This window comes from Arthrobacter sp. Helios, from assembly GCF_023167125.1.
GTDB classification, from domain to species: Bacteria; Actinomycetota; Actinomycetes; order Actinomycetales; family Micrococcaceae; genus Arthrobacter_B; species Arthrobacter_B luteolus.
This window is the reverse complement of sequence record NZ_CP095402.1, coordinates 2,027,517-2,052,959: the sequence shown is the minus strand read 5'-3', so window position 1 is coordinate 2,052,959 and position 25,443 is coordinate 2,027,517. Positions and strand designations below refer to the sequence as shown.

Sequence of the window (25,443 nt, the reverse complement as noted above, 5' to 3'; positions counted from 1 at the left end):
CGGCGTTCAAGGCACAGCCCGCCAAGGCCAGAGTGAGGGACCCCCGCTAGAAGCCCCACTAACGGATCACCATTCAAAGCACTCCGCCCTGCTAGGAGACGCTGTCTTTGTAGTACCCGCTGGACAGACCGTATTCCGGGTCCAGCTTGGAGCGTTCCATTTGGTGTTCCTTCGGATTCTCCCGGCAGGGGGATGTCAGCAGTATTTCCACGCTCGCATCGCCGTCCTCGTGGTGGGTAGCCGTGACGCCGAGGTCGTCCTTCGTGTACAGCAACACCCGTACATCTCCGCCCTCTTCGGGCGGATAGGACACCTCGTTCTGCCGCTCCCAGCCTTCGGCGTCCAACCAGGTCCCGACGCGGTCCAGCGCGGCGCTGGCCGCCGCGGTATCTTCGACCAGGCCGGAAGCCGAGCCAAGCCACCTGGTTTCGAGCTGCTGCTCTTTAATTTCCGGCCGGAGACACGATTCTTCCCTCAAATGCTCAAGGTCCAGGCCAGCACCGGCCTCCTCGATCAGCGCTGGCAGGAGCTCTTCAAACTGTGTCAGATATTCCGGTGACTCCTGCGCCGCGGCAGAATCAGGGGTTGTTTCGGAGTTCAAGGCACAGCCTCCCAATGTTGCGGTCAAGATAAGGGCGCCGGCAAGGGCAGCGGCAGGACGCAAGTTCACTTTTCGAGACTTTCTGTCGTCACAGTCGGCAGCTTCATATTGGCGTATTCTTCCGGTCGTTCTTCGATGGGGCTCTCCGCATAGGAGTAACCGAATCCGTAGTGCCATACCTCATCAACGTACAGGCTCACCCGGCCGCCCTCGATCACCGCCTGCATGTTGGCCGCAGATGTTGATCCCTTGACGAAATAGTCTGAGTGCCCCTTCATCAGCGAATCCGGGTTTTTCGGATCCAGGAAACCTGATTCCAGCCTTTCGGCGTCCATCTCGGATTTCGGATTCCCGCCGTTCCAGAAGGAACCGCTGTGGAACCCGCCCCCGCCTGCCTGCGCGTATTGGATGGGGTCATCCCGGGTCTGGAGCCAGTACCTGTTGGCATCCGGGCTGGCGGTGTCACCGGGACTTGAAACATCGTGGCCGATCCCGGCGGGTGCGACATAGACAATGTTCGACGCCGTCAGGCCCTCCCGTTCTCCGGTGCCCAGCAGCGAGCCCCCAGCACTGTATCCGATATACGTGCTGCGCACATCGGCGGGGACCTCCAGGTCCAGCGCGTGGTCGAATGCAGCCAGCAGGGGCCCGCCGTCCTCGTTGTAGGAGCTGGTGAGGTTATGGCGCACTTCGTTCGGCAGGTCCGTGCCCTGCCAGTAAAACGAGAGCGTTCCCGGCTGGGGCCGGCCGTTTACTGCGTCCAGGCGGCCTTCGTAACTCTCCAGTTGGCCGAGGTCGGCGCCCGTGCCTGGCACCAGGACCGCAGTCCGGGATACGGCGTCCGACGGCGTGCCGTACATCGTGACGATGCGGCCGTCGTCCACAGTGTTCACCAGGATGACCTGGGAGTCATGGTCGACGGCGTAATCCAGTCCCTTGAGCAGCAACTCAAGCCGTGCCTCCTCGGCCTTCCACTCGTCATGGTCCCTTTTCCAATCCAATTGATCGGCCGGTCTGTGGCCATAATCAGACAAAGCCGGTTCCTTCAGCCCGGCCAAATCCTGCCGGGCCGTATGCCGGTAACCGGCCACCGTGACCGTGTTGGCGTGGGCCCGCGACGCGAACGGAACTCCGTTGAGGGCGCCGAACACCGCGGGATAGAGCAGTAGGAGCTTTTCCTGGTCGGCGGCAGAAAGTTCCAGCCAGGCAGTGCGGATTGCAGCAATGCCCTCCTTTGACTGGCTGTCATTCATCACGTCTGACAGGGCCGCCTCGGGACTTCCGAAGGGGAATGGACCTACCAGTTTGTTGGCTGCCAGCAAAGCAGCGCCCTCAGGATTGGCTTCAGCCCAAGCCTTCAACTCGGCCGTATCCAACCCCCGGAGGGAGGGAAGCAGCGCGCCCGGAGTCACGGCGCCCAGCCGTTCGTCGAGCGTGCTGGTCAGCGAGGCCCAGCTCACCTGCGGCAGCGTCTGGCTGCCTAGGTGGGCGGTCATGGGCAAACCCTCCCCGGTGCCTCCGGAAACCGAGGCCAGGCGGGCAACGGTGTCCTGCTGCAGGGTGTTCCACTGTGCCGTCAGCTCGCCCGCCCGGGTATTGAAGCTGTCAACAGTTTTCCCGTGAGCTACGGGGTCCTCGCCTTCGACGAGCGCCCGGGGCTGTTCGGCTGTGAGCTGTCGAAGTTCCTCGGCGAGGGTTAGGGCAGCGGCAGCGAAATCCTGGATGATCCCGGCGGCGGAGACCAGGGCGGCCCGCCACTGTGCCATGGGCTCGGCCAGTGAATCCATGGCCGCGTGCACCACATCCTGGGTCGTGGATTCCCGGTAGGCGGGAACCACCCGCTGCCAAGCGGTTGTGGCGTCGCCCAGATAGCCCTCCGCCACTCCTGCGCGCAGCAGGAGGTCCTGGGCCAGGGCATCGAGGTTGGTCCAGTCGCCGCTGATATCCGGGAGGGTTGAAACAACCATCATTGCGCCAGGAACCGCAAACGCCCGGTCCGGGGCGGGGTGGCCGGTGCATAGGCCGTGGGGAGGGTTGAGAGCGCCGATTCAGCGGCCGCCGTCATTTCCCCATCTGCATCGACAAAGGCTTGGGCCGCATCAGTGAGGGCCGTGGCTTTTCGAAATACCAGGCTCGAGACGCGCTGTGCGACACTCTGCCGGGGAGTCCAAAACTCCGCAAAGGCACCGGCAACGAGGTCAGCGCTGCCGAAACTCCCCGCGAGATCGGCGGCGGTATCCGCAGTGGCGTTCCCTGCCTGGTGCAGGGCCTGGCCATCCGCTGCCACGTCAACCACGACGGCGTGGATGGCTGCCGGCTGGATCTCGTACTGCAATCTTCCCCCTGGATGCACGGATGTTTCGGTCACGTCCGAGTCTGCTGCAGCGGCGAACTGACGTCGATGGGTAGAAGTACCCATCGGCGTGCCTGGCCAGCTGGACCGGCATACGGGGCCGGCTGGCACGGGGGCCCTTCCTGTCCTTGGTAAGCTTGTCTGAAGCCCTTCGCCCGCCGTCCTGCGCTCTGCAGTGTCCGGCTCGGAGGTGAAGGCGCCCCTTTCCACCGCACCCACCACTGACCTGCTGCTTCGCTCTGCCCTGTGCCTTCGTAAGTGCCGTGCCGGCCGGAGAGTAAGTGTCGTGCCCCAAAGCCCGGCGGCGGGAAGAACCGCAATACCGTAGGAGAAGCGCCACCCCCATGCAGTCTGCCCCCGAAGCCGTTCACGCCGAAACCCTCTGGAACCGCCGCTACGAACCCAACGTCGCCGAAGTCAACCAGCTCTGCGACTCCCTGATGGAACTCAAGCCAGGCAGCGAGGTGCCGTACATCGACCCGCAGCACGATGTTGATGAAGCCAGGATCGTGAGCCTGTTCTCCAACAACGGTCCGGCGCACCCGTCCGGCTTCATCACCGCCGGCAGCGATGAGGCAATGACCCGCCTGCTGGGGGTCCACTGGCAGGTTGGCCTGCGCCCCGAATTTGTAATGCCCTGGAACGTGCACCCCTGGTACACCCCGGGAGAGCCGCACACCAAGCTGACCAAGGAAGAAGTCGCGGAGGGCCTGCGGCCGCTGCTGCGCTTCCTTGCCCTCGTGCCCCGGGCTTCGGTGATTATTGCCCACGGTACGGAGGCCCAGCGGCTCGCGGCTGCTTTCCTCAAGACGGAAAACCGCATGATCTACCGCCGCAGCTTCAAGATCTATAAGGCACGTTCGGCCGAAGGCCGTTCCTTTGGTGCCACGGAGGAACGCCAGCAGGAATCGCTCGCGGAAATGCGGCTGGCCTACAAAGACGCCATGGCCCGCACCGGGCTGGCCGCCACCGGACGCTAGCAGGCACCCTGGTCAGCCAGCACCGGAGCCGGAGCTCAGCCCGCGTTCACCGGAACATCGACGATTCCGGTGAAGCGGGTGCCAACGCCCTCATACTCACTGCGTACCGAGCCTGCGGGCACCAGCGGAAGCTCCCGTTCACCGTGATCTGAGCACACCACGTGCGTGAACTCAGGCCACCACTTCTTCGGCCGCGCGGTTTCGCGGTAACCGCAGACCGAGCACTCCAGGGACACCCAGACCGGGCGTTTGCCGGTGCGGTTTGCCCGCGACTGAAGCAGCCACTGCGGGGGATTGGTGTTGAGCTCATCAAGGTCGGTCTGTTCCATCCGCTGCGGAAGGCCATGCCGGGCGGCCATTTCGAGCGGAATATCAAGGATCTGTGCTGCAAGGCGTCTGGTAATCATCGCCTTCAACGATACGGCAGGGCACGACGGCGGTTGTCCGCCGTCGTGCCCTGTTCCGGTGAGCAGGTGGTTCAGTCCGCCTCGGCAAAGGCCTGCCGGAGGTTCGCCTCCTGCTCTTTGGAGAGGTTGGTGGCGATCAGGGACGCACCGGGGAATCCGTCCTTGAAAGCGTCCAGGACACGGTCCTCGACAGCGTCCGATGACAGGACGAAGAGCGCAGAGGTTCCGGGCGTCACTTCCTGCCGGACCTGTTTGATGAAGTTGTCGTCAATACCGACGTCCACCATGGAAGCCGAAAGGGCGCCCACGGCAGCGCCCACGGCGGCACCGATCAGTGGAATAAAGAAAATCAGCCCAAAGAGCAGTCCCCAGAAACCGCCGCCGAGGGCTCCTGTGCCAACAAGATTGTGCTCCTGGATGGTCCGGGGCTTCTTCTTGTCGCGCGGCCAGGTGACGATGGCCTCGTCCTGAACCGTGATCAGGTTTTGGGACTGGAGGCTGGCGAGAGTTTGCGTTGCCCGTTCTGCGGCATCCGCATCGGGGAATTTCCAGACGGTCAGTGTTGCCATGGCAGATACTCCAAACGGTTGGGATCCAGGCACCATCCGGCGTACCAGGGGTACGCGGACGGGCAGGGTAGGTGTCACGTTAGCCAGCGGTGCACGCCAAGATCAAGGACACCGGAGCACCCGGGACCCTGCGGGGCCAACACCGGCCTGCTGCCCTGTCTAACCAGCTTTGGCAGCCGTAGACTAAAGCCGGCCAGCGCCCCGCACAAAGCACCCTTTCAGGAGAGTCCATGAGGGATCTTTCCCGGCCCGCATGGTGGACCAATGCCGTGGTCTACCAGATTTATCCCCGGAGTTTTCAGGACACCACCTCGGATGGAGTGGGTGACATCGCGGGGATTATCCGGCGGCTGGACTATCTCTCTGACCTCGGAGTCGATGTTCTTTGGCTGACGCCGATCCATGAGTCGCCCCAGCGCGATAACGGCTACGACATCAGCAACTACCGCCGGGTCGACTCCGTTTTTGGCACCGAGGCGGAATTCGACCGTCTGCTGTCCGAGGTCCATTCACGCGGCATGAAAATGATCATGGACCTGGTCATCAACCACACATCCACCGATCATGAAGCGTTTCGCCGGTCGGCGTCCTCAAGGGAGAACGCGTCGCGTGACTCCTACCACTGGCGTGATCCCCGCCCTTCCTTCCGTGGTGGGGAGCCGGGGGCCGAACCGAACAACTGGGGCTCGCTCTTCGGCGGATCGGCCTGGACCTGGAACGAAGCGACCGGCCAGTACTACCTCCACCTCTTCTCCCCGCACCAGCCGGACCTGAACTGGGCCAGTACCCGGGTACGGAACCGGGTGTACGAGATGATGAACTGGTGGATGGACCGCGGTATCGACGGCTTCCGCATGGATGCGGTCAACTTTATTTCCAAGGACCAGCGCTTTCCGGACAGCATGATCCAGTTCGGCGGGGTGTGGGGTGATGGGGCACCGTTTTTCACCTCCGGGCCGCGGGTACATGAATTCGTCCAGGAATTTATGCGTGCCGTCTTTTCACATCGAGACGGCGACTATCTGGTGGTGGGGGAGACCACCGGGGCCACCGTCGAGGAAGCACAGCTATTTACCGATCCCTTCCGGAACGAGCTCGACATGTTGTTCCAGTTTGAGCATGTGAACCTGGACCACGGACCGGGAGGTAAGTGGGACCGCAGGCCCGTAAACCTCCGTGACCTAAAGACCAGCTGGAACCGCTGGCAGCGCGGGCTGGCGGACCGCGGCTGGAACAGCCTCTACCTCAGCAACCATGACCAGCCCCGGCATCTGTCACGGTTCGGAGACGACCTGGTGTTCCGGTACGAATCCGCCACGCTGTGGGCCACGCTGCTGCATATGCAGCGCGGAACCCCGTTCATTTACCAGGGCGAAGAAATCGGCATGACCAACGCCGGGTTCACGTCCATCGAGCAATACCGCGACGTGGAGTCCCTGAACTTCTATGCCGACTCAACGTCCCGGGGCATGGCCCCGGAGGCGGCACTGGAAATTCTCGGGCACGCCAGCCGGGACAATGCGCGCACTCCAATGCAGTGGGGCCCGGGACCCTATGCGGGGTTCTCCGACTCCGCGCCCTGGATCGGGATGGGCCCCCGGCATGAGGACATCAATGTGGAGACTGACCGCAGGTCCGGCAAGTCGATCTTCCGCTACTATCAGCAGCTGGTCCGTCTGCGGCACGAGCTGCCGGTGGTGGCGCTGGGCGACTTTACCCTGCTGGAACCGAATCATCCGGTGCTTTTTGCCTTTCGCCGTTCCCTGGGCGGTTCACGGCTCGGAGTCCTGGCCAATCTCTCCGGGAGCGATCTGCCCGTCCCTGCGGATCTGCAGGCGGGCGAGGTGCTGCTGGACAACTACGGCGGCGCGGGGAAAGCCGCCGTGCTGGGCCCTTGGGAAGCACGGATTACGGATCTCAGCAGGGTGGTTTAGCCCTCGCCCGTGAGGCTCGACCGGTAGAGCCGCAGCAGGCCTGCAGGCCCGTCCGCCTCCATCGCGCGGCGCTGGCGTTCGGCGCCGGTTCCCGTCTCCCAAAGATTGGTGAGCCCGGCCTTGACCCAGTCCGTGTCCTGCTCTGCGTCGAGGGCAGGGCCGGCGAAGTCGAGCAGGGCGCGGATCCGTTCCCTGGCGGGAACCAGTTCGGCGCTCACCGGGTCGACCAGCGTGCTGGTAAGGCCTTCGCGGGCGGCCTGCCACATGGCTGCGTCGAGCAGTTCGGATTCCGGCACGGGACGGTGGACCCCATGCTCAGCTTCGTCCACGGCGGTGTTGACCAGCCCTCGGATCAGGGCTGCCAGGAGCACGGAGTCCCGTGCCTCGAGCTGGGCGTCACCGGCGCGGACCTCCAGAGTGGGATAGGAGTCGGAGAGCCGGGCCATCCAGGTCAGTACGCCGCGGTCGATGATGGCTCCGGTGGCCACGAGCTGCTCTACCCGGCGCTCGTAATCAGCGGCGTCCTTGAAGACCGGAGGGCATCCCTGGACCGGCCAGCGCCGGTAATGCACCACCCGCCAGCTGCCGAAACCGCTGTCCCGGCCGAGCCAGTAGGGTGAATTGGTGCTTAGCGCCACGATGGCTGGCAGCCATTCACGGATCCGGTTCAGAGCCTGGACCCCGGCTTCCCTCCCGGGAACCGAAACGTGGACGTGGAGTCCGTTGACGAACTGGTCGCCGACAATCCCCGGTGCGCTCGCCCGCAGATCCCGGTAGCGTTCCTTGTCCGTAAGCTCGGGGTAATGGTCTTCGATGAACGGCGCGGAAGCGGTTCCGGCTGCCACCACCGATGCTTTGCGTGCTGCAGCTTCCAACTGGGCACGGAAGTTGAGCAGATACTCCTCCGCCTCCGTCAGCGTGGAGGAGACCGGGGTGGCAGTCTCGAGCTGGCAGCTGAGCAGCTCACGTTGGATTTCGCCCTCGGTCACCCGGGGCGACTGATGCAGGTATCCGGCTACTTCGTCCGCCTTATGCACCGGCAGACCGGTGGACGGATCCAGCAGCAGGTATTCTTCCTCGATGCCCAGTGTCGCCATGCATCCCTCCAAGATCGTGTCGCAGCCCATGGGTGCGGTTAATGGTGAGCCTGTCTAGAAGCCTAGGTCCAAGCAGTGGCCCCGCGCCAAATAAGAAGTAACCTGAGGATTTTTCCCGCTCCGGCTAGGCTGCGGTCAGCGACCGCTCAAACAGGCCGGTGAGTCCGTGCCAGCCGTCCTTGGCGACGGCGGCCCGCTGGCGTGCCGCTCCTGTTCCGGTCCGGCGCATCCGGTCCAGCCCTTGCACAACGTAGGGGAGGTCGCCTGCTTCCTCCAAGGCCGGCCGGATATATGCGAGGAGCGCGTCCATCTGAGCCTGCGCCGGCGACGAGACACCGTCCAGTCCCACCAGCCGGGCCTCGAGACCGTACCGTGCGGCCTGCCACAGGGCGGCGTCGTGCATCTCCGGATCGGTCCTGGACGGTTGTTCCGATGCCTGCAGGACAGTCGTCACCAGTCCACGCACCAGGGCGGCCAGCAGCACGGAGTCCTGCGCCTCGAGCTGCGCATCGCTGACCCGCACTTCCAGGGTGGGATACTGCTGTGAAAGCCTGGCCGCCCAGCCGATATGGCCGGCATCCAGTACGACGTCGGTTTCCAGCAGGTGCGCGAGGCGGCGGTCGTAGTCCGCGGCGTCGGCGAAATACGGCGGACAGCCCTGCACGGACCAGCGCCGGTAATGGATGAGCCGCCAGCTGGAGAAACTCGAATCACGGCCACGCCAGAACGGTGAGTTGGAAGACAACGCTGCCAGGGTGGCCAGCCAGGGGCGGATGCGGTTCAGCGCGGTTACCCGGGCTTCCCGGTCGGGGATGCCCACATGAATATGCGTACCGTTCAGGTAATGGTCGCCAGCTACCGCACCGGTGACCTCACCCATCAGCATGTACCGCCCCGATCCGGTGATTTCGGCAGGCGGCTCCGGGATGAGGGGAGCGGCTCCCGTCAGTGCGACGCCGACGCCGGCGGACAAGGCCGCGCCGGCAATCAGCGAGCGGGACGCAAGGAGCGCGTCCGCGGCCTGTTCCAGGGTCTCGCACACAATGGTGGAGGTTTCCAGCTGTGAGGCCAGGAATTCGGCGGACGCGGTCATGGCCGGACCCGATGGTCCGTCCAGGATTCCTGACAGTTCAGCCGCACGGGCGGAGGGCATGCCGCTGCGGGGATCGATGAGCAGGAACTCCTCCTCGATGCCGAACGTCACCATGCATTTCCCCTGTTCGCTGCGCGGGCGGAGGGCCTAACCGGTTGGACCAGTTTAGGGCAGTGGCGGGGCCGCAGGCAGGGGAGGAGGCGAACTGTCCGTTCGCTCTGCGCGAGGTCTGCCGCAGCGCCTCCCGGGCAGGGCCCTTCCTTTGGGCACTGCGGCGCTCATTGCCGGACCGCCCGCCAGGTCAGGGTGAGGTAGGGCAGGTCCAGGACGTCCGACGCCGTGTGCCCCAGGTGTTCGTGCAGATACCAGTCGAGGTTGGCCAGGACTTTTTCCCTGGTGGTCTCCGACGCGGAGAGCCAATAGGCGCGGGATTTGGCCAGTTCCACCAGATCCGCCGGCGTCATCTGCTGCGTCCAGGCGCTGGTGTGGGAAGCCTCCAGCCGGAAGGGAGGTCCCAGCTCCGGCCGGAAACCCGGCCGGAGGACATCGCCGGCATGGATGATGCGGGTGAAACGGTGCACCCACGGAACGCTCACGTCCAGCTGGTTCCAGATGAGGCCGATCATGCCTTCCGGTTTGAGGATCCGGTCGAACTCAAGCGCCGAAGCCCGCGGATCGCACCAGTGCCAGGCCTGGGCGATGGTAACGGCATCGCAGGAACCCGGCTCCAGTCCCGTCTGTTCGGCGGTTCCGGCGGTGGCCGGTACGGATGGCAGAAGACGGGTCAGCTGGTCCAGCATGTCCTGGGAAGGGTCCACCGCCTGAACTTTGAAGCCCGCGGAGACCAGGGTGCGGGTGTACTTTCCCGTGCCGGCGCCAACGTCTGCCACGGTCACCGATGACGGTGCACGGGACGCCAGGGCGGGAGTGTCAAAAAGCCAGCGGACGGCATCGTCGGGGTATCCCGGACGGATCCGGTCATAGTGTTCGCCGCCGCTGCGGTAACTCTGTCCCAGCTGCTGCCGCCGCAGTCCGGGGAGCCGGGGTCCGCTGAACGCCACTGTGCCTGCCTTTGACCTAGAACAGGTCGTCGAGGCCGGGGTTCAGCCGCTGCAGCACTTCGTTGTGCAGCACGCCGTTCGTGGCGAGCGCGTTGCCGCCGAACGGGCCGTCTTCGCCGTCCAGGGAACTGAACCGTCCACCGGCTTCGGTGATGATGGGGACAAGGGCTGCCATGTCGTACAGGTTGAGCTCGGGTTCGCACGCGATGTCCACGGCGCCCTCTGCCACCATGCAGTAGGACCAGAAGTCGCCGTAGGCCCGGGTGCGCCAGACGGACTCGGTGAGCCCCAGGAATTCGTCGAGGTTTCCGCGCTGCTTCCAGCCGGACAGGCTCGAGTAGGAGAGCGAGGCATCCTCAAGCCGGGAGACATCGGAGACCCGCAGCCGCGTGGCGGCGGCCAGGGAACGGCCCATGTAGGCCCCGGTTCCGGTGGCAGCCCACCAGCGCTTCCCCAGGGCGGGTGCGCTGACGACGCCGACCACGGGGACGCCGTCGTCCACCAGGGCGATCAGGGTGGCCCAGACCGGGACGCCGCGGACGAAGTTCTTGGTGCCGTCGATCGGATCGATGATCCAGCGCCGCGGCCCGGACCCGGTGGAGCCGAATTCCTCGCCGAGGACGGCGTCGCGTGGACGGGCGCGGGAAAGCTGTCCGCGGATGGCTTCCTCTGCGGCTTTGTCCGCGTCGGTCACCGGGGTCAGGTCCGGTTTGGTCTCGACCCGGAGGTCCTGGGCCTTGAACCTGGACATGGTCTGGTCGTCCACGGAGTCGGCCATGACATGGGCGAGACGCAGATCATCGTTGTAGTTCTGAGCGAACGGCATACTTCAACTTATCGCTATTACGCACCCAGTGCCCACGTTTACGCGGGTGCGCCGTGTGCGCACCCGCCTGTACCCGGTGGCCTGGTCAGGGCCTACTGGCTGCCCAGCTCCTTGGCGTGGGCCCGGTTCTCGGTGCGCATCCCGGAACCGAGGAGCCGGCGCAGGGATGCCAGGCGGGCCGCTCCTGCGGCGCCGGCCTGCCCCGACTCCACCCAGGCATCAAGTCCGCAGTTGACGGCATCGGCGTCGTGGCGGCACCCGCGTTCGCAGGCTTCGGTGCCCGGTTCCAGATCGGGAAAGGCACTGAGGATCCGGTCGGGGTCCACATGGGCCAGCCCAAAGGAACGGATGCCGGGGGTGTCGATGATCCAGCTGCCAGCCGGGGAATCGTTGACCTTCAGCGCCAGCGCCGAGGAGGAGGTGTGCCGGCCGCGTCCGGTGACGGCGTTGACGCCGCCCGTCGCTCGGCGCGAACCGGTCAGCGCGTTCACCAGAGTGGACTTACCCACGCCCGAGTGTCCGACCAGAACGCTGACGCGGCCCAGGAGGTGCTCGTGGAGTGCGGAGACGGCGTTGCCGGCGAGGCGGGCAGAGAGACCGTCGTCGGACTCCGAGTCGATGCCGGAATCCTCTTCCTGCGCGGTGCGGCTGATTATGACTTCGAGGTCCAGATGCTCGTAGTTGGCCAGCAGCTCCGCAGGATCCTTGAGGTCCGCCTTGGTGACGCACAGCAGCGGAGAGATCCCGGCGTCGTACGCCGCCACCAGGGCGCGGTCGATGAACCCGGTGCGCGGTTCCGGGTTTGCGGCTGCCACGACGATGACCAGCTGGTCGGCGTTGGCCACCACCACCCGCTCCACCGGATCGGTGTCATCCGCGGAACGCCGCAGGAGGGTGGCGCGCTCATTTACCCGGACCAGGCGGGCCAGGGTATCCGGGGCGCCGCTGACATCTCCGACGAGCCCCACGAGGTCACCGGCGACCACCGGGGTGCGGCGAAGCTCGCGGGCCCGGGCTGCGGTGACGATGCGTTCGCTGGGCGTGTCCTCGTCCACGATTGCGGTGTACCTGCCCCGGTCCACGGTGATAATCCGGCCCGTGACTGCGTCCTCATGGGCGGGCCGGTCCTTCGTCCGGGGACGTGATCCCTTTTTATTGGGGCGGACCCGGACATCGGATTCGTCCCAGCCGCCGGTGCCTCGTCCCACCGCTAGCCTTCCTGCGCTGCGCCGGTGGACTGTCCGGCGGAAGCGGCCAGGTCCGTCCACATCCGGGCGAAGTCCGGCATGGTCTTGGACGTGGCAGCAATGTCTTCGATGACGACGCCGGGAACAGCCAGTCCGATAATCGCGCCGGCTGTGGCCATCCGGTGGTCGGCATAGGTTCCGAACGTGCCCCCGTGCAGCGGTGCCGGTTCGATCCGCAGACCGTCCTGCGTTTCGGTGACGGATCCGCCCAGCCCGTTGATTTCGGCTCTGAGCGCGGCCAGCCGGTCCGTTTCGTGCCCACGCAGGTGGGCAATGCCGGTGAGGACCGACGGCGAATCCGCCAGGGCGCAGAGCGCCGCGACTGTGGGGGCCAGCTCGCTGGTATCAGCGAAGACGCCGCCCCGGATCCGTCCGCGGCCGGTAATGGTCAGCACTCCGTCCGCCAGTTCCGCGTCAGCGCCCATCTGCGGCAGGATTTCCCGCCACTTATCTCCCACCTGGGTGGTTGTTGCGGGCCAGCCCGGGATCCGCACGGTGCCGCCGGTGGCAAGCGCCGCCGCCAGGAACGGACCCGCGTTGGAAAGATCGGGTTCAATGACGACGTCGAATGCCCGGATGGCGCCGGGGGCGACCTTCCACTCGTTCGGCCCGGAATCGTCCACCTCCACACCGGTTTCCCGGAGGACCTGGACGGTCATGGCAATGTGGTCATGGCTCGGCACGGACTCGCCCCGGTGCACCAGATGCAGGCCGGCTCCGAAGCGGGCGCCGGTAAGCAGCAGCGCGGACACAAACTGGCTGGAGGCACCGGCGTCAATCTCAACGCGCCCGCCGGGCACGGTCCCGGTCCCGGTGACCCGGAATGGGAGCGAGCCGCTGCCGCCGTCGTCGACAGTAATCCCAAGCCCGCGCAGTGCCTCAATGGTCGGGCCCATGGGCCGCTGCCGGGCGTGGGGATCGCCGTCAAAGGATGTGCTGCCTTCCCGCAGCGCCGCCAGCGGCGGGACGAAGCGCATGACCGTCCCGGCCAGTCCGCAGTCGACGTCCGCATCTCCGGCCGCACCGGCCGGAATCGGCTCCACCAGCAGGTCCGGGCCGAAAGGCCCGGACCCGGGTACCTCGGTGATCTGCGCGCCGAGGGAACGCAGGGCCTGGATCATCAGGGCAGAGTCCCGCGAATGCAGCGGTGCCCGGAGCCGGGACGGACCGTCTGCCAGCGCCGCCAGGACCAGGTACCTGTTGGTGAGTGATTTCGAGCCCGGGACCTGGACTGCCGCATTGACCGGCTGGGACGGTGTTGGCGCGGGCCAGCCCGCAGTCATGGGCTGGAGTGCGGAAGAGGAAGTCATGGTGCTTAGGAACCTACAATGTCTGTCGCTGCGCTGCGGACGGCACGGTCCGCCTTGGCCAGCTGCTTTTTAGTCTGCTTGGTGACCTTGCGGGAATGGCGGCCCGCGTCCTTGCCCAGTGCACGCACATTCCGTCCGGTGTCGGAAACCAAGTGCTCGGCGCGCCAGGCCAGTCCGGGACGCCCGTTGGTGTCCACTGCCGCCAGCAGCACCCCGCCGATCAGGGAGAGGTTCTTCAGCAGCTGCGTGCGCCGGACCTTCCGCCCTTCCTGCGTGGTGGCGTCCGCGTTGCGGTACTCCACGAAGGTGTTCACGCCTGCGGTGGCGGCCAGGACCAGGCCGGCGAGCCGGGAGAACTTGCCCAAGCCCAGCATGGCGGCGGCGCCCAGCTGGGTTGCGCCCAGGACGCGGGCGACGGCGACGGGATTGTCCGCGAGTCCGGCGGCCGACGGCGCGACGGCACCGAGGCGGCTGAGCGTGGGGGAGAGCTGCTGGGCGGTCTGCTCCGCGTTCCGGAGCCTTTCCACTCCGGCCGCGACAAAGCCGGCGGCAAGAAGCGGGCGGGCTAGGGTTCGGACAATCGTCATGCGTTCCTCCTGGATGACGCCGGATTCCGGCGTGAAGTACTGGGATGATACGGCAGCGCCAGCTGATACTGCAGCGCCAGGCGTGCCGTAATCAAACGGATATCCCCTAGTCTGGCACCTTTGGCACCCTTACACACTGTCCGCCGCCGCGGGGGAGGAATAACCGTACGGGGGCACTGGTTATGTTTTGCACCGGCAGCACCAACCTGTGCTGCCCGGGACACCACCAGGAAGGGGCGGAAGCAAGGAATGGCGAATACGCTGCTGGACCCCGGAATGCAGGCCTCCACGGACCAGCCCCGCTTGCTGGTACGCACGCGGCCCTTAGACTTGAACTTGATGAGAACTGATGTGCCGGAAGGCAGCCCACAGGTGGAAGATCCGGGCCTGGACGTCGCGGCGGAGTCCGAGCAGGCGCGCAAGCTGAGGTTCGAGCGGGACGCAATGCAGTACGTGGACCAGCTCTACTCGGCTGCTATGCGCATGGCCAGGAACCCCGCTGACGCGGAGGACCTGGTCCAGGAGGCCTACACCAAGGCCTTCTCGGCGTTCCACCAGTACAAGCCAGGAACCAATCTGAAGGCCTGGCTCTACCGGATCCTGACCAACACCTACATCAACCTGTACCGGAAGCGGCAGCGGGAGCCGCTGCAGTCCAACTCCGAAGGAGTGGAGGACTGGCAGCTGGCACGTGCGGCGGAGCACAGCTCTTCCGGACTGCGGTCGGCGGAGGCCGAAGCACTGGACCACCTGCCCGATTCCGACGTCAAGAGCGCGCTCCAGGCCATTCCGGAGGAGTTCCGCCTGGCGGTGTACTTCTCCGACGTCGAGGGTTTCGCGTACAAGGAAATCTCGGAAATCATGAACACGCCCATTGGCACGGTGATGTCGAGGCTGCACCGCGGGCGCAAGATGCTCCGCGAGCTGCTGGCTGAATACGCCCACGAGCGGGGCATCAAAGCGAAGGTACGGCCGGCAGCTGCTGGTGCCGGTGACACGAAGAATCAGGGGAACACACTATGAGCGATTGCCAGAGCCTGGGCGATTGCGAGGACGCACGCATTGAGAGGCTGTACGAATACCTTGACGGCGCGCTCTCCCATAACGACCTGGTCGAGATCCAGGACCATCTGCAGGGCTGTCCCGAGTGCGCGGAGGAACACGACCTGGAGTGTGTCATCCGTTCAGTGGTCAAGCGCTCCTGCACGGAGGCCGCTCCGGCGACGCTGAAAGCCAGCATTCTGGAGCGGATCAGCCAGATCCAGTCCGTGGACCACTAGGCCTGTTTCCAAGCCCCGGTGCTTACACAGAAACCCCCGCCGCCGTGAGGCTGCGGGGGTTTCAGTTTGGTGCGGCCAGACCGCACAAACGTCCTGACTTAAGTGTTGGGACGCTTGCCGTGGTTTGCGCCACCGCGCTTGCGGTCCTTGCGCTTGCGTGCTCGCTTGCTCATGGCTGCCTCCTTTTAATTGACAACAAGTTTTGCCCTTCAGTCTCCCACAGACTGCACCATTGGCGTAAATGCGGCGGCCTGCTCCGCGGATGGTGGGTCGACGGTGGGCGGGCGGTGCGCGGCGGAGTCCAGGAGGTGTCCCCTAGGATGGACCCACCAGCGACCAAAGGAGTTCCGCATGCGAGCGGTGTACGCACAATCCCAGTCCCAGGAGGATCCGCTCAGCGGCCTGGTGGTTGGTGAACTGGACCGCCCGGAAGCCGGCCCGGGGTTCCGGAGGGTCCGGGTCCGTGCCTCAGCGCTGAACCGGCACGACCTGTGGTCGCTGCAGGGCGTGGGACTTCCTTCCGAGAACCTTCCGATGGTCCTGGGCTGCGACGCGGCAGGGATCGACGACGACGGCAACGCCGTCATTGTTCATTCCGTCATTTCCAGCCCGGGCTGGGAAGGCGACGAGACACTCGATCCGCGCCGTACCCTGCTCTCCGAACGCTACCCGGGGACGATGGCGGATGAAGTGTGGGTGCCGGCCCGCAACCTGGTGCCCAAGCCAGCACAGCTGAGTTTCGAGGATGCCGCCTGCCTTCCCACCGCCTGGCTCACGGCCTACCGGATGATCTTCACTGTCTCGCCGGCGGCTCCCGGCTCGACAGTCCTGGTCCAGGGCGCCGGTGGAGGGGTCGCCACTGCTTTGGTGTCCCTGGCCTCGGCCGCCGGATTCCGTGTCTGGGTCACCGGACGCAGCCGGGAGAAACTGGAGCAGGCCCGCCGGCTGGGCGCGGATGAGGTGTTCGACGCCGGTGCGCGGCTCCCGGAGCGGGTGGACACCGTCTTTGATTCAGTGGGAGAGGCGACGTGGGCGCATTCCCTGAAGGCGCTAAAGCCCGGGGGAGCGCTGGTGACCTGCGGTGCCACCAGCGGACCGAATCCTCCTGCTGACCTGAACCGTGTCTTTTTCCTGCAGCTCAAGGTGCTGGGCTCCACCATGGGAACGAAGCCGGAGCTGCAGCGGCTGGTCCAGTTCCTGCTGGCCACGGGTGTCCGGCCGGAAATTGACGCGGTCCTGCCCCTGGAGGACGCTGCGCAGGGATTCCGCCGGATGCACGACGGAGCTGCGGCCGGCAAAATCGTCTTCCGGCACTAGGTCCATCAAGCTCCGCCCTGCGGTACCGCCCGGCGGGATCCCCCGGGAGACGCCAAGAGGCGCCCGCAGGCTGCGGGCGCCTCTTTACGTGGTGAAGCCGGTCAGTTCATATCCGGCAGGTCCAGCCAGCGGAACCAGCCGCGGTGCAGGACCAGCCAGGCAATCAGGCCGTAGCCGGCCTGGCCGGGTGCCCCGCCGTTGGAAGCCAGGTCGGTGCGCCACTGCTCGTGGTTGAGGAGCGGGGTCAGCGTATCGACGTAGACGTGCTTGCGCCGCGTCGTCACGTCCCCGAAGGCGGCCGAAAGATCGGCCAGTTTCCGGTTGCGTTCCTGGTCCAGTCCGGGGGGAGGGCCGACCACCAGGACCTTGATGCTCATCTGCGCCGCGCCGTCCAGGATGTTCGCCAGGTTCAGCCGGCTGCGTGCCGTGGAAAGCTCCAGGTCAAGGTCCCGGTCGGAAAGCCCAATGACCAGGCGGTTCTCACAGGTTTCATCGAACCTGCGGCCGGCCTCCATCAGCCAGCGGTTGGCGAGTGCCTCAGTGCCCTCGCCGGGGGCAGCGAGGCTGTAGGCCTCGAGTTTGGCGTGTTCCGGCGTCGTGCGTGCCAGCACGCGGCCCAGCCAGCCCAAGGCGCGGGGATCGCCGTGGCCGGCGAGCAGTTCGTCACCGACCGCAGCAAGCCTGATTCTGCGTTGTTCCACGAGTTCCCTTTTCCAATAGCCGAAAAGTCCAGATGAAGGGTGCGTTAAAAGCCGGGTGGGGCACCAACGGCGCCCCACCCAAACCTAGCCTACTAACGGCGTTCGAAAGCCTTCTTGACCAGGATGTCCTGCTCAACCGCGTGCCGCTTGGCCGAACCGGTAGCGGTCGACGCCGACGCCGGCCGGGAGACCAGCTTGAGCGGGCGGTCCAGCTCCGGCGGCAGGTTCAGGCCGATAAACGGCCACGGACCCTGGTTGGCCGGTTCGTCCTGTGCCCACACCAGCTCGGCGTTCGGGTACTTGGCAACGGCGTCGTTGATCTCCTTGACGGGCAGCGGGTACAGCTGCTCCACCCGGATGATGGCCGTTTTCTCGTCGCCCGTCTTCTGGCGGTTGGCCAGCAGATCGTAGTAGAGGCGGCCGGAAACCAGCAGCACCTTCTCGACGGCGTTGGCATCCAGCTCCGCGTGCTCGCCGATGACCGGCTGGAACGAGCCCTGGGTGAAGTCCTCCACCCCGGTGGCAGCGGCCTTGAGGCGCAGCAGCTGCTTCGGCGTGAAGATCACCAGGGGCTTCCGCGGCCGGCTGTACGCCTGACGGCGCAGCAGGTGGAAGTGGGAAGCACCCGTGGTCGGGTTCGCCACGATCATGTTGTCCTCGGCGCACAGCTGAAGGAAACGCTCGATGCGTGCCGAAGAGTGGTCCGGGCCCTGGCCCTCGTAGCCGTGCGGCAGCATCATAACCAGCGAGGACCGCTGGCCCCACTTCTGCTCGGCCGAGGAAATGAACTCGTCGATGATCGTCTGGGCGCCGTTGACGAAGTCGCCGAACTGGGCCTCCCAGAGCACAAGCGCATCCGGGCGTTCCACTGAGTAGCCGTATTCAAAGCCCAGGGCGGCGAATTCGGAGAGCAGGGAATCATAGATCCACAGCTTCGCCTGGTTCGGACCCAGATCGCCCAGCGGCATCCACTCGGCGCCGGTGGCGCGGTCGTGGAACACGGCGTGGCGCTGGGTGAACGTGCCGCGGCGGGAATCCTGGCCGGCCAGGCGGACCGGGACACCTTCCATCAGCAGCGAGCCGAAGGCCGCGATTTCTGCGAAGCCCCAGTCGATGTTGCCCTCACGGGACATCTGCTCACGCTTCTCGAGCAGCGACTTCAGCTTCGGGTGCACGGTGAAGCCTTCGGGCACTGCCACGTGGGCCTTGCCGATGCGGGCCAGCGTGTCAGCGGAGATCGCAGTGGTGGAGGGTGCGACGACGGTCGAGCCCTCCTGCTGGGCGACGGGACGCTCCAGATCCGAGACAGCTTCCGAGTCCTTGGTGATGACCGGAATCGGCGACGTCTGGGCGGCATGCGTCTCAGCGAACACCCGCTCCAGGCGGCTCTGGTAATCGCGGAGCGCCTGCTCTGCCTCTTCCTGGCTGATATCGCCGCGTCCGATCAGGGACTCGGTGTAGAGCTTGCGCACGGAGCGCTTGGCTTCGATCAGCGAGTACATCATCGGCTGGGTCATCGAGGGATCGTCGCCCTCGTTGTGCCCGCGGCGGCGGTAGCACACCATGTCGATGACGACGTCCTTGTTGAACCGCTGGCGGTAGTCGAAGGCCAGCTGGGCAATCCGGACAACCTGCTCCGGATCGTCGCCGTTCACGTGGAAGATCGGAGCCTGGACCATCTTGGCAACATCGGTGGCGTACACCGAGGAGCGGGACGAGGACGGCGCGGTGGTGAAACCAACCTGGTTGTTCACGATCACGTGGATGGTGCCGCCGGTGCGGTAGCCGCGCAGCTGGGAGAGGTTGAGCGTTTCCGCCACCACGCCCTGCCCGGCAAACGCTGCGTCACCGTGAATCAGGATCGGCAGGACGGGGAACTCATCGCCCCGGTCCAGACGGTCCTGCTTGGCGCGGACGATGCCTTCGAGGACGGAATCCCCGGCTTCCAGGTGCGAGGGGTTGGCGGCCAGGTAGACCTTCGTCTGGTTGCCGTTGTCCGATGTGAAGGTTCCCTCGGTGCCGAGGTGGTACTTCACGTCGCCTGAACCCTGCACGGAGCGCGGATCCTGCGTGCCTTCAAATTCGCGGAAGACCTGGGCGTAGGTCTTGCCGGCAATGTTGGTCAGCACGTTCAGGCGGCCGCGGTGGGCCATGCCGATGCCGACTTCCTCCATGCCGTCATCCGCTGCACCGGAAATGATGGTGTCGAGCAGCGGAATCAGGGATTCGCCGCCTTCGAGGGAGAACCGCTTCTGGCCAACGAACTTGGTCTGCAGGAACGTTTCGAATGCTTCGGCTGCATTGAGCTTGCCCAGGATGCGCAGCTGTTCCTCGCGGGAGGGCTTGCTGTACGGGGCCTCGAGCCGGTCCTGGAACCAGGAGCGCTCTTCGGGATCCTGGATGTGCATGTATTCGATGCCGGCTGTGCGGCAGTAGGCATCCCGCAGCACGCCGAGGATCTTGCGCAGCTTCAGCATCGGCTTGCCGCCGAAACCGCCGGTGGGCCACTCGCGGTCCAGGTCCCAGAGGGTGAGGCCGTGGGTGAGCACGTCAAGGTCCGCGTGGCGGCGCTGGACGTATTCCAGCGGGTTGGTGTCCGCCATGAGGTGTCCGCGGACCCGGTAGGCGTGGATCAGCTGCTGGATGCGGGCAACCTTGTTGATCTGCTCATCCGGGTTGACCTGGATGTCGGGGCTCCAGCGCACCGGCTCGTAGGGAATGCGCAGCGACTCGAAGACGTCGTCGTAGAAGTTCTGCTCACCCAGCAGCAGCTGGTGGATGATGCGCAGGAACTCGCCGCTGCCGGCGCCCTGGATGACCCGGTGGTCATAGGTGGAGGTCAGGGTGATGACCTTGGAGATGGCGTTGCGGGCCAGGATCTTCTCATTCGAACCCTGGAACTCTGCCGGGTACTCGAGGGCGCCGGCACCGATGATGCAGGCCTGGCCCTTGGACAGGCGCGGAACGGAGTGAACCGTGCCGATACCGCCCGGGTTGGTCAGCGAGATGGTGGTGCCCTTGTAATCGTCCGCTGTCAGCTTTCCGGCGCGGGTTCGCTTGACCAGATCCTCGTAGGCGTGCCAGAACTCCGAGAAGTTCAGCGTTTCGGCCTTCTTGATGTTCGGAACCACCAGCAGGCGGGTGCCGTCCGGCTTCGGCATATCGATGGCGAGGCCGAAGTTGACGTGGGCGGGCTGGACAGCAACGGGCTTGCCGTCCACTTCGTCGTAGTAGACATTCTGCGACGGGAACTGGGCAGCGGCGCGGATGATCGCGTAGCCGAGCAGGTGGGTGAAGGAGATCTTGCCGCCGCGGGCACGTTCGAGGTGGCTGTTGATGACGATGCGGTTGTCAATCAGCAGCTTCGCCGGAACCGCACGGACCGTGGTGGCGGTCGGGACGCTCAGGCTGAGGTCCATGTTTGTGGCGATGGCCTTGGCCGGGCCGCGCAGGATGGTGACCTTGTCGTCTTCGGTGTCAGCAGTGGGCTTGGTCTTGGGCAGCTGAGCCGGAATGGGCGCGGACTTGGTTTCCGGCTTGGTGTCCGCAGCAGCCGGATTCGCCGAGGCTGCGGCGGACTTGGGTGCATCCTTGGCTGAGGCAGCTTCCTTGGCGACCGGCGGCTTTCCGGATTCCTGGGTCGCGGCGGGTGATTCCCCGGAGGCCTTGGGTGCCTGGGCCTCGGCGTTCACGACGGGCAGCTGCCGGGTTGCGGGATTGGCGCCGAGCTCACTCGGGGGAGTGGAGCCGTTGCCCGAAACGGTGCTTCCGGAAGCGTGCTTGGCGTCCTCGGCCTTAAAGGACTCGAAAATGCTCCACCACTTCTTGTCGACCGAGTTCTTGTCCTTGAGGAACTGCTCGTACAATTCGTCGACAAGCCATTCGTTTCCGCCGAATTCCTCCGGCAGGCGGTGGTTGGGTTGGTCTGGCACTAGTTATACGCCTCTTCCATGAATTGCCGTTTGCCCTGATGGCACCATGATCTGGGCGCTTCCGCCTCAAGACTGGCTGGTGCGGCCCGGTGCGCAGTGACCGAGACTTGGTTGCAAGTCTAGTTACAGATAGACGGAAGTGGCCAATCTCGACGGCGTGTGGTTGTGGGATCCGCCACATATCGGCGTGAGCGCCTTCCCGCAGGCCGGAGCCCCGGGAACCGCGGGCTGCGCCCCGGTCTTCCTCTGGTGTGGTGCGGCGAAAGCTGTAAACTGAAACTTCTATGGACAGCAACTCTAGGCGCCGGCCTGCCTCCTCGTCCGCGGTTACCGCAGCGAAGACGCACAGAGCCGGCAACGCCCGCACCCGTACCCCGCATTCTCCGGCAGAGTCATCGGAGCCTTCCAGTCCGGCCTCAGCCGACCATCCTCCGCCAGGCGCTAATCCGCCGACCCGCTTCCCCCGAAGCCTAATGCCCTGCCCCGCAGTGGGGGTGGCCGGCTGATATGGAGTGGTTATTCCTCTGTGCAGGCCTGCTGCTGATCTGCGGCACCGGTTTCTTCGTGGCCGTTGAGTTCGCCCTTGTGGCCCTCGACCAGCCCACGGTCCGCCGTGCGGTTGATGACGGCGACCAGAAAGCCGTGCCCCTGCTGCGCTGCCTGACCACCCTTTCCACCCAGCTCTCCAGCTGCCAGCTCGGCATCACTATTACCACCCTCCTTACCGGGTATGTCATGGAGCCGTCCGTGGGCCGGCTGCTGCAGGGACCCCTGGCGGCACTGGGCCTGCCGCAGGCAGCGGCACTGTCCGTTTCCGTGGTGGCCGCGATGCTCCTGGCGACGCTGCTCTCGATGCTGCTGGGCGAGCTGATTCCGAAGAACATGTCGATCGCGCTGCCGTTCAAGGTGGGGCGGGCGCTGGCCCGTCCCCAGCTCGCGTTCACTTTTGTTTTCAAGCCGGCAATCCTGCTCCTCAACGGATTCTCCAACAAGGTCCTGAACCTGTTCGGCCTTGAAGCCAAGGAAGAGGTTTCCGGGGCACGGACGCCGGCGGAGCTTTCGTCGATGGTGCGCCGTTCGGCTGAGATGGGCACCCTGGACCGCGGAACCGCCAACTTCCTGGCCCGCACCCTCTCCTTCTCCGAACGGACGGCCGCGGACGTTATGACTCCCCGCATCCGGCTGGAAACCATGGACTCCGAGCAGCCGGTCTCCGACGTTATTGAGGCTGCACGGCGAACCGGGTTTTCCCGGTTCCCTGTCCTGGGTGATTCCCCGGACGATATCCGCGGCGTGGTCCATGTTAAGAAAGCAGTTGCCGTTCCGCGGCGCAAACGCAGCGGACTTCCCGTAGCCGCGATCATGAGTGAGGTCCTCCGCGTGCCTGAAACGGTGCATCTGGACTCCCTGCTCTCGGAACTGCGCGGGGCGAACCTGCAGCTCGCCGTCGTGCTGGACGAGTATGGCGGAACAGCCGGCGTCGCGACTCTGGAGGACCTCGTTGAGGAGATCGTCGGTGAAGTTTCCGACGAGCACGACAAGCTCAAGCCGGGTGTCCTGCAGAGTGCCTCCGGCTACTGGTACTTCCCGGGCATCATGCGGCCGGATGAAGTGAGCGAGCTGATCCCTTTGCTGCAGGTTCCGGACGATTCCGGCTACGAAACGGTGGGCGGCTACATCATGGCCGGGCTGGGCCGCATTGCCGAAGTGGGGGATACGGTGCCGGTGCCCGGCGGAACGCTGGAAGTTGAACGTATGGATGGACGCCGGATCGACCGCGTCTGTTTTGTTCCTGCCGGGGATGAAGACCCTGAGGCCGGGCCCGACGCCGGGGAATCCGCAGGCACCCGGCAGTCAGACCCTGTGGCAACGGCCGGGAACTCAGTGCCGGCAGCGTCCGCCAGCCGTCCCGTCCACGGTTCGACGGCGGCTCCGCTGCGGAAGGAAGGTGCCCGATGAGTGACCTGGCAGGGATTTTCTGGCTGGTGGTCCTGCTCGTCGGCAACGCGTTCTTTGTCGGCGCCGAGTTCGCGGTGATGTCCGCCCGGCGCAGCCAGATCGAACCACTTGCTGACGCCGGATCCAAGCGCGCGAAGACCACGCTCTGGGCGATGGAACACGTCTCTCTGATGCTGGCGTGCGCACAGCTGGGCATCACTGTGTGTTCGCTGCTGATCCTGTACGTTGCCGAGCCAGCCATTCACCATCTGCTGGCCGCTCCGCTCACGGCGGTCGGCGTGCCGGTGGAAGTGGCTGATCTGGCCGGTTTCCTGGTGGCGCTGCTGTTTGTGACCTTCCTGCACGTCACCATCGGCGAAATGGTGCCGAAGAATATCTCGGTGTCAGTGGCCGACCGCGCCGCACTTGTGCTGGCCCCGCCGTTGGTGATGATTTCGCGTGTGGTGCGTCCGCTGACGGCAAGCCTGAACTGGATCGCCAACCACGCACTGCGGGCGGTCGGAATTACCCCGAAGGATGAGGTCACATCCTCCTTCACGCTGCAGGAGGTGCAGTCGATCGTGCAGGAATCCACCCGGCACGGACTGGTGGCGGACGACTCCGGCGTCATTTCCGGGGCGCTGGAATTCTCCGGCCAGACCGCCGGTGAGGTGATGATTCCACTGGATGAGCTGGTCACGCTCCGCACGGACTGCACCCCCGCGGAATTCGAGAAGGCCGTTGGCCGGACCGGATTCTCGCGGTTTGTGCTGATGGATGATGCCGGGAACTTCACGGGGTACATGCATCTGAAGGATGTGATGGCGATCCCGGAGGAGGCTTTCGAACGGCCGATTACGGAGAACAAGGTGCGCACGCTGGCAAACCTGCGGCTGGACGACGGTATCGAGGATGCGCTGGCAGTTATGCAGCGCACGGGCTCCCACGTAGCGCGTGTCCTGGGCCCGGACTCGCAGACCCGCGGCGTTCTGTTCCTGGAAGACATCATCGAACAGCTCATCGGAGAGATCCGGGATGCCACGCAGGCCCAGGGGTTCCGCCGCTCCGGGGACGGCTTCACCGGGTAGCACCAGGGCCCCGGCAGGACTCAGATGCGAATGATTCGCGTTTGCGTTATGCTGGGGTTCCTCCGGGCTTTCCGGAACTTTCTATTGACACCTGAAACGGGGATATTGACTCTATGCGCCGTCTGCCCATTCGACTCACCGGTTGCCTCCTTGCTGCTGGCCTGGCACTGAGCGCATGCTCCACGGACGGCGGGGGGAACGGGGAAAGCAGCAGTGCGGACGATGGAACCATCCGGGCGGTGGCCTCCACCGATGTCTACGGCAGCATCCTGGAATCCGTGGGCGGAGAGCACATCAGCGTTGAGTCCATCATCAACCGGCCGTCCCAGGACCCGCATTCCTATGAGGCCACCGCCAGGGATAAGCTCGCCGTCTCCAACGCCAGCCTGGTCGTCCTGAACGGCGGCGGGTACGACAGTTTTATGGAGAGCCTGGTCAAAGATGAAGGGCTGCCCGCCGAGGACGTGCTGAATGCCGTGGAGATTTCCGGTCTGGATACGGAATCCGGTCACACCCACTCTGATGAGGAATCCGAAGCGGATTCATCCCATGACCACGCCGGACACTCGCACGGAGAATTCAACGAGCACGTCTGGTATGACCCGGCCGCCATGGGTCTGCTGGCTGAGGCGGCGGCGCAGCGCCTGGCCGAACTGGATCCGGCCAATGAGGCGTCCTTCCGGGATAACGCAGCGGCTTTCACGGCGGGAATCAGCGAACTGGAAAGCAGGCTGGAGGCACTTCGGCCTGCAGCCGATGGGCGCGGCGTCGCCATGACCGAACCCGTTCCGGCTTACCTCCTGGAGGATGCCGGGCTGCACAACGATACCCCCGAGGACTTCACCCAGGCTGTGGAGGAAGGATCCGACGTACCGCCTGCGGCACTGAAGGAGATGCAGGACCTGTTGACCTCCGGCGTCATCGCCTTCCTGGCCTACAACGGGCAGACCTCCACCTCCCAGACCGAAGCCATCCGGAACACTGCCGAATCCGCGGGCATCCCCGTGGTCGACTTCTCTGAAACCCTCCCGGAAGGTGAGGACTACCTCGGCTGGATGAGCCTGAACATCGATGCCCTTGAGGGCGTCCTGCAGTGAACCGCCCGGTCGTCCAGCTCCGCGG

At 65.3% G+C, this 25,443-nt stretch carries 22 protein-coding genes; 8 read left to right on the top strand and 14 right to left on the bottom strand.

Annotated elements, in window-relative coordinates:
- Positions 1–91: 91 nt before the first annotated feature.
- The 3 genes from ArtHe_RS09215 to ArtHe_RS09205 all read right to left on the bottom strand — a co-directional run bounded on the left by ArtHe_RS09215 (position 92) and on the right by ArtHe_RS09205 (position 2,936).
- The gene (locus ArtHe_RS09215) at positions 92–601 is read right to left on the bottom strand and encodes a hypothetical protein (RefSeq protein ID WP_248316530.1); all 510 of its coding nucleotides are present in this window, start codon (positions 599–601) and stop codon (positions 92–94) included.
- A 65-nt stretch (positions 602–666) separates the two neighbouring features.
- Positions 667–2,571 (bottom strand): hypothetical protein, encoded by a 1,905-nt coding sequence (locus ArtHe_RS09210; RefSeq protein WP_248316529.1) that lies wholly within the window; start codon positions 2,569–2,571, stop codon positions 667–669.
- Positions 2,568–2,936: a DUF6507 family protein gene (locus tag ArtHe_RS09205; protein ID WP_248316527.1), complete on the bottom strand. Its 369-nt coding sequence runs from the start codon at positions 2,934–2,936 to the stop codon at positions 2,568–2,570. The genes ArtHe_RS09210 and ArtHe_RS09205 overlap by 4 nt, the downstream gene beginning before the upstream one ends.
- Before the next feature lie 362 nt (positions 2,937–3,298).
- On the opposite strand from ArtHe_RS09205, the gene ArtHe_RS09200 reads away from it, so the two are divergent.
- On the top strand, positions 3,299–3,934 hold the full coding sequence (locus ArtHe_RS09200; protein ID WP_248316526.1) for a uracil-DNA glycosylase: 636 nt from the start codon (positions 3,299–3,301) through the stop codon (positions 3,932–3,934).
- 35 nt (positions 3,935–3,969) lie between these two features.
- Here ArtHe_RS09200 and ArtHe_RS09195 read toward each other — a convergent pair whose 3' ends face one another.
- Both ArtHe_RS09195 and ArtHe_RS09190 read right to left on the bottom strand, forming a co-directional pair.
- Entirely contained in the window at positions 3,970–4,341 is a 372-nt protein-coding gene (locus tag ArtHe_RS09195; protein WP_248316525.1) for a hypothetical protein, read from the bottom strand.
- Between the two features lie 71 nt (positions 4,342–4,412).
- The gene (locus ArtHe_RS09190) at positions 4,413–4,910 is read right to left on the bottom strand and encodes a DUF1269 domain-containing protein (protein ID WP_066295549.1); all 498 of its coding nucleotides are present in this window, start codon (positions 4,908–4,910) and stop codon (positions 4,413–4,415) included.
- 230 nt (positions 4,911–5,140) lie between these two features.
- Between ArtHe_RS09190 and ArtHe_RS09185 the strand changes: the two genes are divergently transcribed.
- Positions 5,141–6,844: an alpha-glucosidase gene (locus ArtHe_RS09185; protein WP_248316523.1), complete on the top strand. Its 1,704-nt coding sequence runs from the start codon at positions 5,141–5,143 to the stop codon at positions 6,842–6,844.
- Here ArtHe_RS09185 and ArtHe_RS09180 read toward each other — a convergent pair.
- The 7 genes from ArtHe_RS09180 to ArtHe_RS09150 form a co-directional block, all read right to left on the bottom strand.
- The gene (locus ArtHe_RS09180; protein WP_248316522.1) at positions 6,841–7,941 is read right to left on the bottom strand and encodes a glutamate--cysteine ligase; all 1,101 of its coding nucleotides are present in this window, start codon (positions 7,939–7,941) and stop codon (positions 6,841–6,843) included. The genes ArtHe_RS09185 and ArtHe_RS09180 overlap by 4 nt on opposite strands.
- Before the next feature lie 124 nt (positions 7,942–8,065).
- Positions 8,066–9,148, bottom strand: coding sequence for a YbdK family carboxylate-amine ligase (locus ArtHe_RS09175; RefSeq protein ID WP_248316521.1), 1,083 nt, complete (start codon positions 9,146–9,148; stop codon positions 8,066–8,068).
- Between the two features lie 164 nt (positions 9,149–9,312).
- Positions 9,313–10,095 carry a class I SAM-dependent methyltransferase gene (locus ArtHe_RS09170; protein WP_248316520.1) on the bottom strand — a complete coding sequence of 261 codons (783 nt, stop codon included), beginning with the start codon at positions 10,093–10,095 and terminating at the stop codon, positions 9,313–9,315.
- 16 nt (positions 10,096–10,111) lie between these two features.
- Entirely contained in the window at positions 10,112–10,921 is an 810-nt protein-coding gene (gene hisN / locus ArtHe_RS09165; protein ID WP_066295535.1) for a histidinol-phosphatase, read from the bottom strand.
- Positions 10,922–11,013: 92 nt separating this feature from the next.
- Entirely contained in the window at positions 11,014–12,129 is a 1,116-nt protein-coding gene (gene rsgA, locus ArtHe_RS09160) for a ribosome small subunit-dependent GTPase A (RefSeq protein ID WP_248316518.1), read from the bottom strand.
- 2 nt (positions 12,130–12,131) lie between these two features.
- The gene (aroA, locus tag ArtHe_RS09155) at positions 12,132–13,478 is read right to left on the bottom strand and encodes a 3-phosphoshikimate 1-carboxyvinyltransferase (RefSeq protein ID WP_248316517.1); all 1,347 of its coding nucleotides are present in this window, start codon (positions 13,476–13,478) and stop codon (positions 12,132–12,134) included.
- 5 nt (positions 13,479–13,483) lie between these two features.
- Entirely contained in the window at positions 13,484–14,065 is a 582-nt protein-coding gene (locus ArtHe_RS09150) for a DoxX family membrane protein (RefSeq protein WP_066295530.1), read from the bottom strand.
- Between the two features lie 249 nt (positions 14,066–14,314).
- Between ArtHe_RS09150 and ArtHe_RS09145 the strand changes: the two genes are divergently transcribed.
- From ArtHe_RS09145 to ArtHe_RS09135, 3 genes are all read left to right on the top strand, one after another.
- Positions 14,315–15,088 (top strand): sigma-70 family RNA polymerase sigma factor, encoded by a 774-nt coding sequence (locus ArtHe_RS09145; protein WP_066295528.1) that lies wholly within the window; start codon positions 14,315–14,317, stop codon positions 15,086–15,088.
- Positions 15,085–15,345 carry a mycothiol system anti-sigma-R factor gene (gene rsrA / locus ArtHe_RS09140; protein WP_066295525.1) on the top strand — a complete coding sequence of 87 codons (261 nt, stop codon included), beginning with the start codon at positions 15,085–15,087 and terminating at the stop codon, positions 15,343–15,345. The genes ArtHe_RS09145 and rsrA overlap by 4 nt, the downstream gene beginning before the upstream one ends.
- A 351-nt stretch (positions 15,346–15,696) precedes the next feature.
- On the top strand, positions 15,697–16,662 hold the full coding sequence (locus tag ArtHe_RS09135) for a zinc-binding dehydrogenase (RefSeq protein WP_248316515.1): 966 nt from the start codon (positions 15,697–15,699) through the stop codon (positions 16,660–16,662).
- Positions 16,663–16,763: 101 nt separating this feature from the next.
- Here the strand turns inward: ArtHe_RS09135 and ArtHe_RS09130 are convergent, their stop codons facing one another.
- Together ArtHe_RS09130 and ArtHe_RS09125 are read right to left on the bottom strand one after the other, a co-directional pair.
- Complete coding sequence (locus tag ArtHe_RS09130; protein ID WP_066295522.1) at positions 16,764–17,363, bottom strand: GDSL-type esterase/lipase family protein; 600 nt, start codon at positions 17,361–17,363, stop codon at positions 16,764–16,766.
- A gap of 92 nt (positions 17,364–17,455) precedes the next feature.
- A complete protein-coding gene (locus ArtHe_RS09125; protein ID WP_248316513.1) occupies positions 17,456–21,295 on the bottom strand; it encodes a multifunctional oxoglutarate decarboxylase/oxoglutarate dehydrogenase thiamine pyrophosphate-binding subunit/dihydrolipoyllysine-residue succinyltransferase subunit in 3,840 nt (1,279 codons plus the stop codon).
- Positions 21,296–21,802: 507 nt separating this feature from the next.
- Here ArtHe_RS09125 and ArtHe_RS09120 point away from each other — a divergent pair.
- The 3 genes from ArtHe_RS09120 (at position 21,803) to ArtHe_RS09110 (ending at position 25,418) form a co-directional block, all read left to right on the top strand.
- Positions 21,803–23,254: a CNNM domain-containing protein gene (locus tag ArtHe_RS09120; RefSeq protein ID WP_248316511.1), complete on the top strand. Its 1,452-nt coding sequence runs from the start codon at positions 21,803–21,805 to the stop codon at positions 23,252–23,254.
- Positions 23,251–24,321: a hemolysin family protein gene (locus tag ArtHe_RS09115; protein WP_248316510.1), complete on the top strand. Its 1,071-nt coding sequence runs from the start codon at positions 23,251–23,253 to the stop codon at positions 24,319–24,321. The genes ArtHe_RS09120 and ArtHe_RS09115 overlap by 4 nt, the downstream gene beginning before the upstream one ends.
- A 239-nt stretch (positions 24,322–24,560) precedes the next feature.
- Positions 24,561–25,418 carry a zinc ABC transporter substrate-binding protein gene (locus ArtHe_RS09110; RefSeq protein WP_248316509.1) on the top strand — a complete coding sequence of 286 codons (858 nt, stop codon included), beginning with the start codon at positions 24,561–24,563 and terminating at the stop codon, positions 25,416–25,418.
- The last annotated feature ends 25 nt before the right edge of the window (positions 25,419–25,443 follow it).

Bases quoted from the DNA above. Each gene is read 5' to 3' on its own strand.
- ArtHe_RS09195 (WP_248316525.1), bottom strand. From the start codon at position 4,341: ATGATTACCAGACGCCTTGCAGCACAGATCCTTGATATTCCGCTCGAA.
- rsrA (WP_066295525.1), top strand. From the start codon at position 15,085: ATGAGCGATTGCCAGAGCCTGGGCGATTGCGAGGACGCACGCATTGAG.
- hisN (WP_066295535.1), bottom strand. From the start codon at position 10,921: ATGCCGTTCGCTCAGAACTACAACGATGATCTGCGTCTCGCCCATGTC.
- ArtHe_RS09115 (WP_248316510.1), top strand. From the start codon at position 23,251: ATGAGTGACCTGGCAGGGATTTTCTGGCTGGTGGTCCTGCTCGTCGGC.
- ArtHe_RS09120 (WP_248316511.1), top strand. From the start codon at position 21,803: ATGGAGTGGTTATTCCTCTGTGCAGGCCTGCTGCTGATCTGCGGCACC.
- ArtHe_RS09135 (WP_248316515.1), top strand. From the start codon at position 15,697: ATGCGAGCGGTGTACGCACAATCCCAGTCCCAGGAGGATCCGCTCAGC.
- ArtHe_RS09210 (WP_248316529.1), bottom strand. From the start codon at position 2,571: ATGATGGTTGTTTCAACCCTCCCGGATATCAGCGGCGACTGGACCAAC.
- ArtHe_RS09150 (WP_066295530.1), bottom strand. From the start codon at position 14,065: ATGACGATTGTCCGAACCCTAGCCCGCCCGCTTCTTGCCGCCGGCTTT.
- aroA (WP_248316517.1), bottom strand. From the start codon at position 13,478: ATGACTTCCTCTTCCGCACTCCAGCCCATGACTGCGGGCTGGCCCGCG.
- ArtHe_RS09145 (WP_066295528.1), top strand. From the start codon at position 14,315: ATGGCGAATACGCTGCTGGACCCCGGAATGCAGGCCTCCACGGACCAG.
- ArtHe_RS09180 (WP_248316522.1), bottom strand. From the start codon at position 7,941: ATGGCGACACTGGGCATCGAGGAAGAATACCTGCTGCTGGATCCGTCC.
- ArtHe_RS09200 (WP_248316526.1), top strand. From the start codon at position 3,299: ATGCAGTCTGCCCCCGAAGCCGTTCACGCCGAAACCCTCTGGAACCGC.
- ArtHe_RS09185 (WP_248316523.1), top strand. From the start codon at position 5,141: ATGAGGGATCTTTCCCGGCCCGCATGGTGGACCAATGCCGTGGTCTAC.
- ArtHe_RS09175 (WP_248316521.1), bottom strand. From the start codon at position 9,148: ATGGTGACGTTCGGCATCGAGGAGGAGTTCCTGCTCATCGATCCCCGC.
- ArtHe_RS09190 (WP_066295549.1), bottom strand. From the start codon at position 4,910: ATGGCAACACTGACCGTCTGGAAATTCCCCGATGCGGATGCCGCAGAA.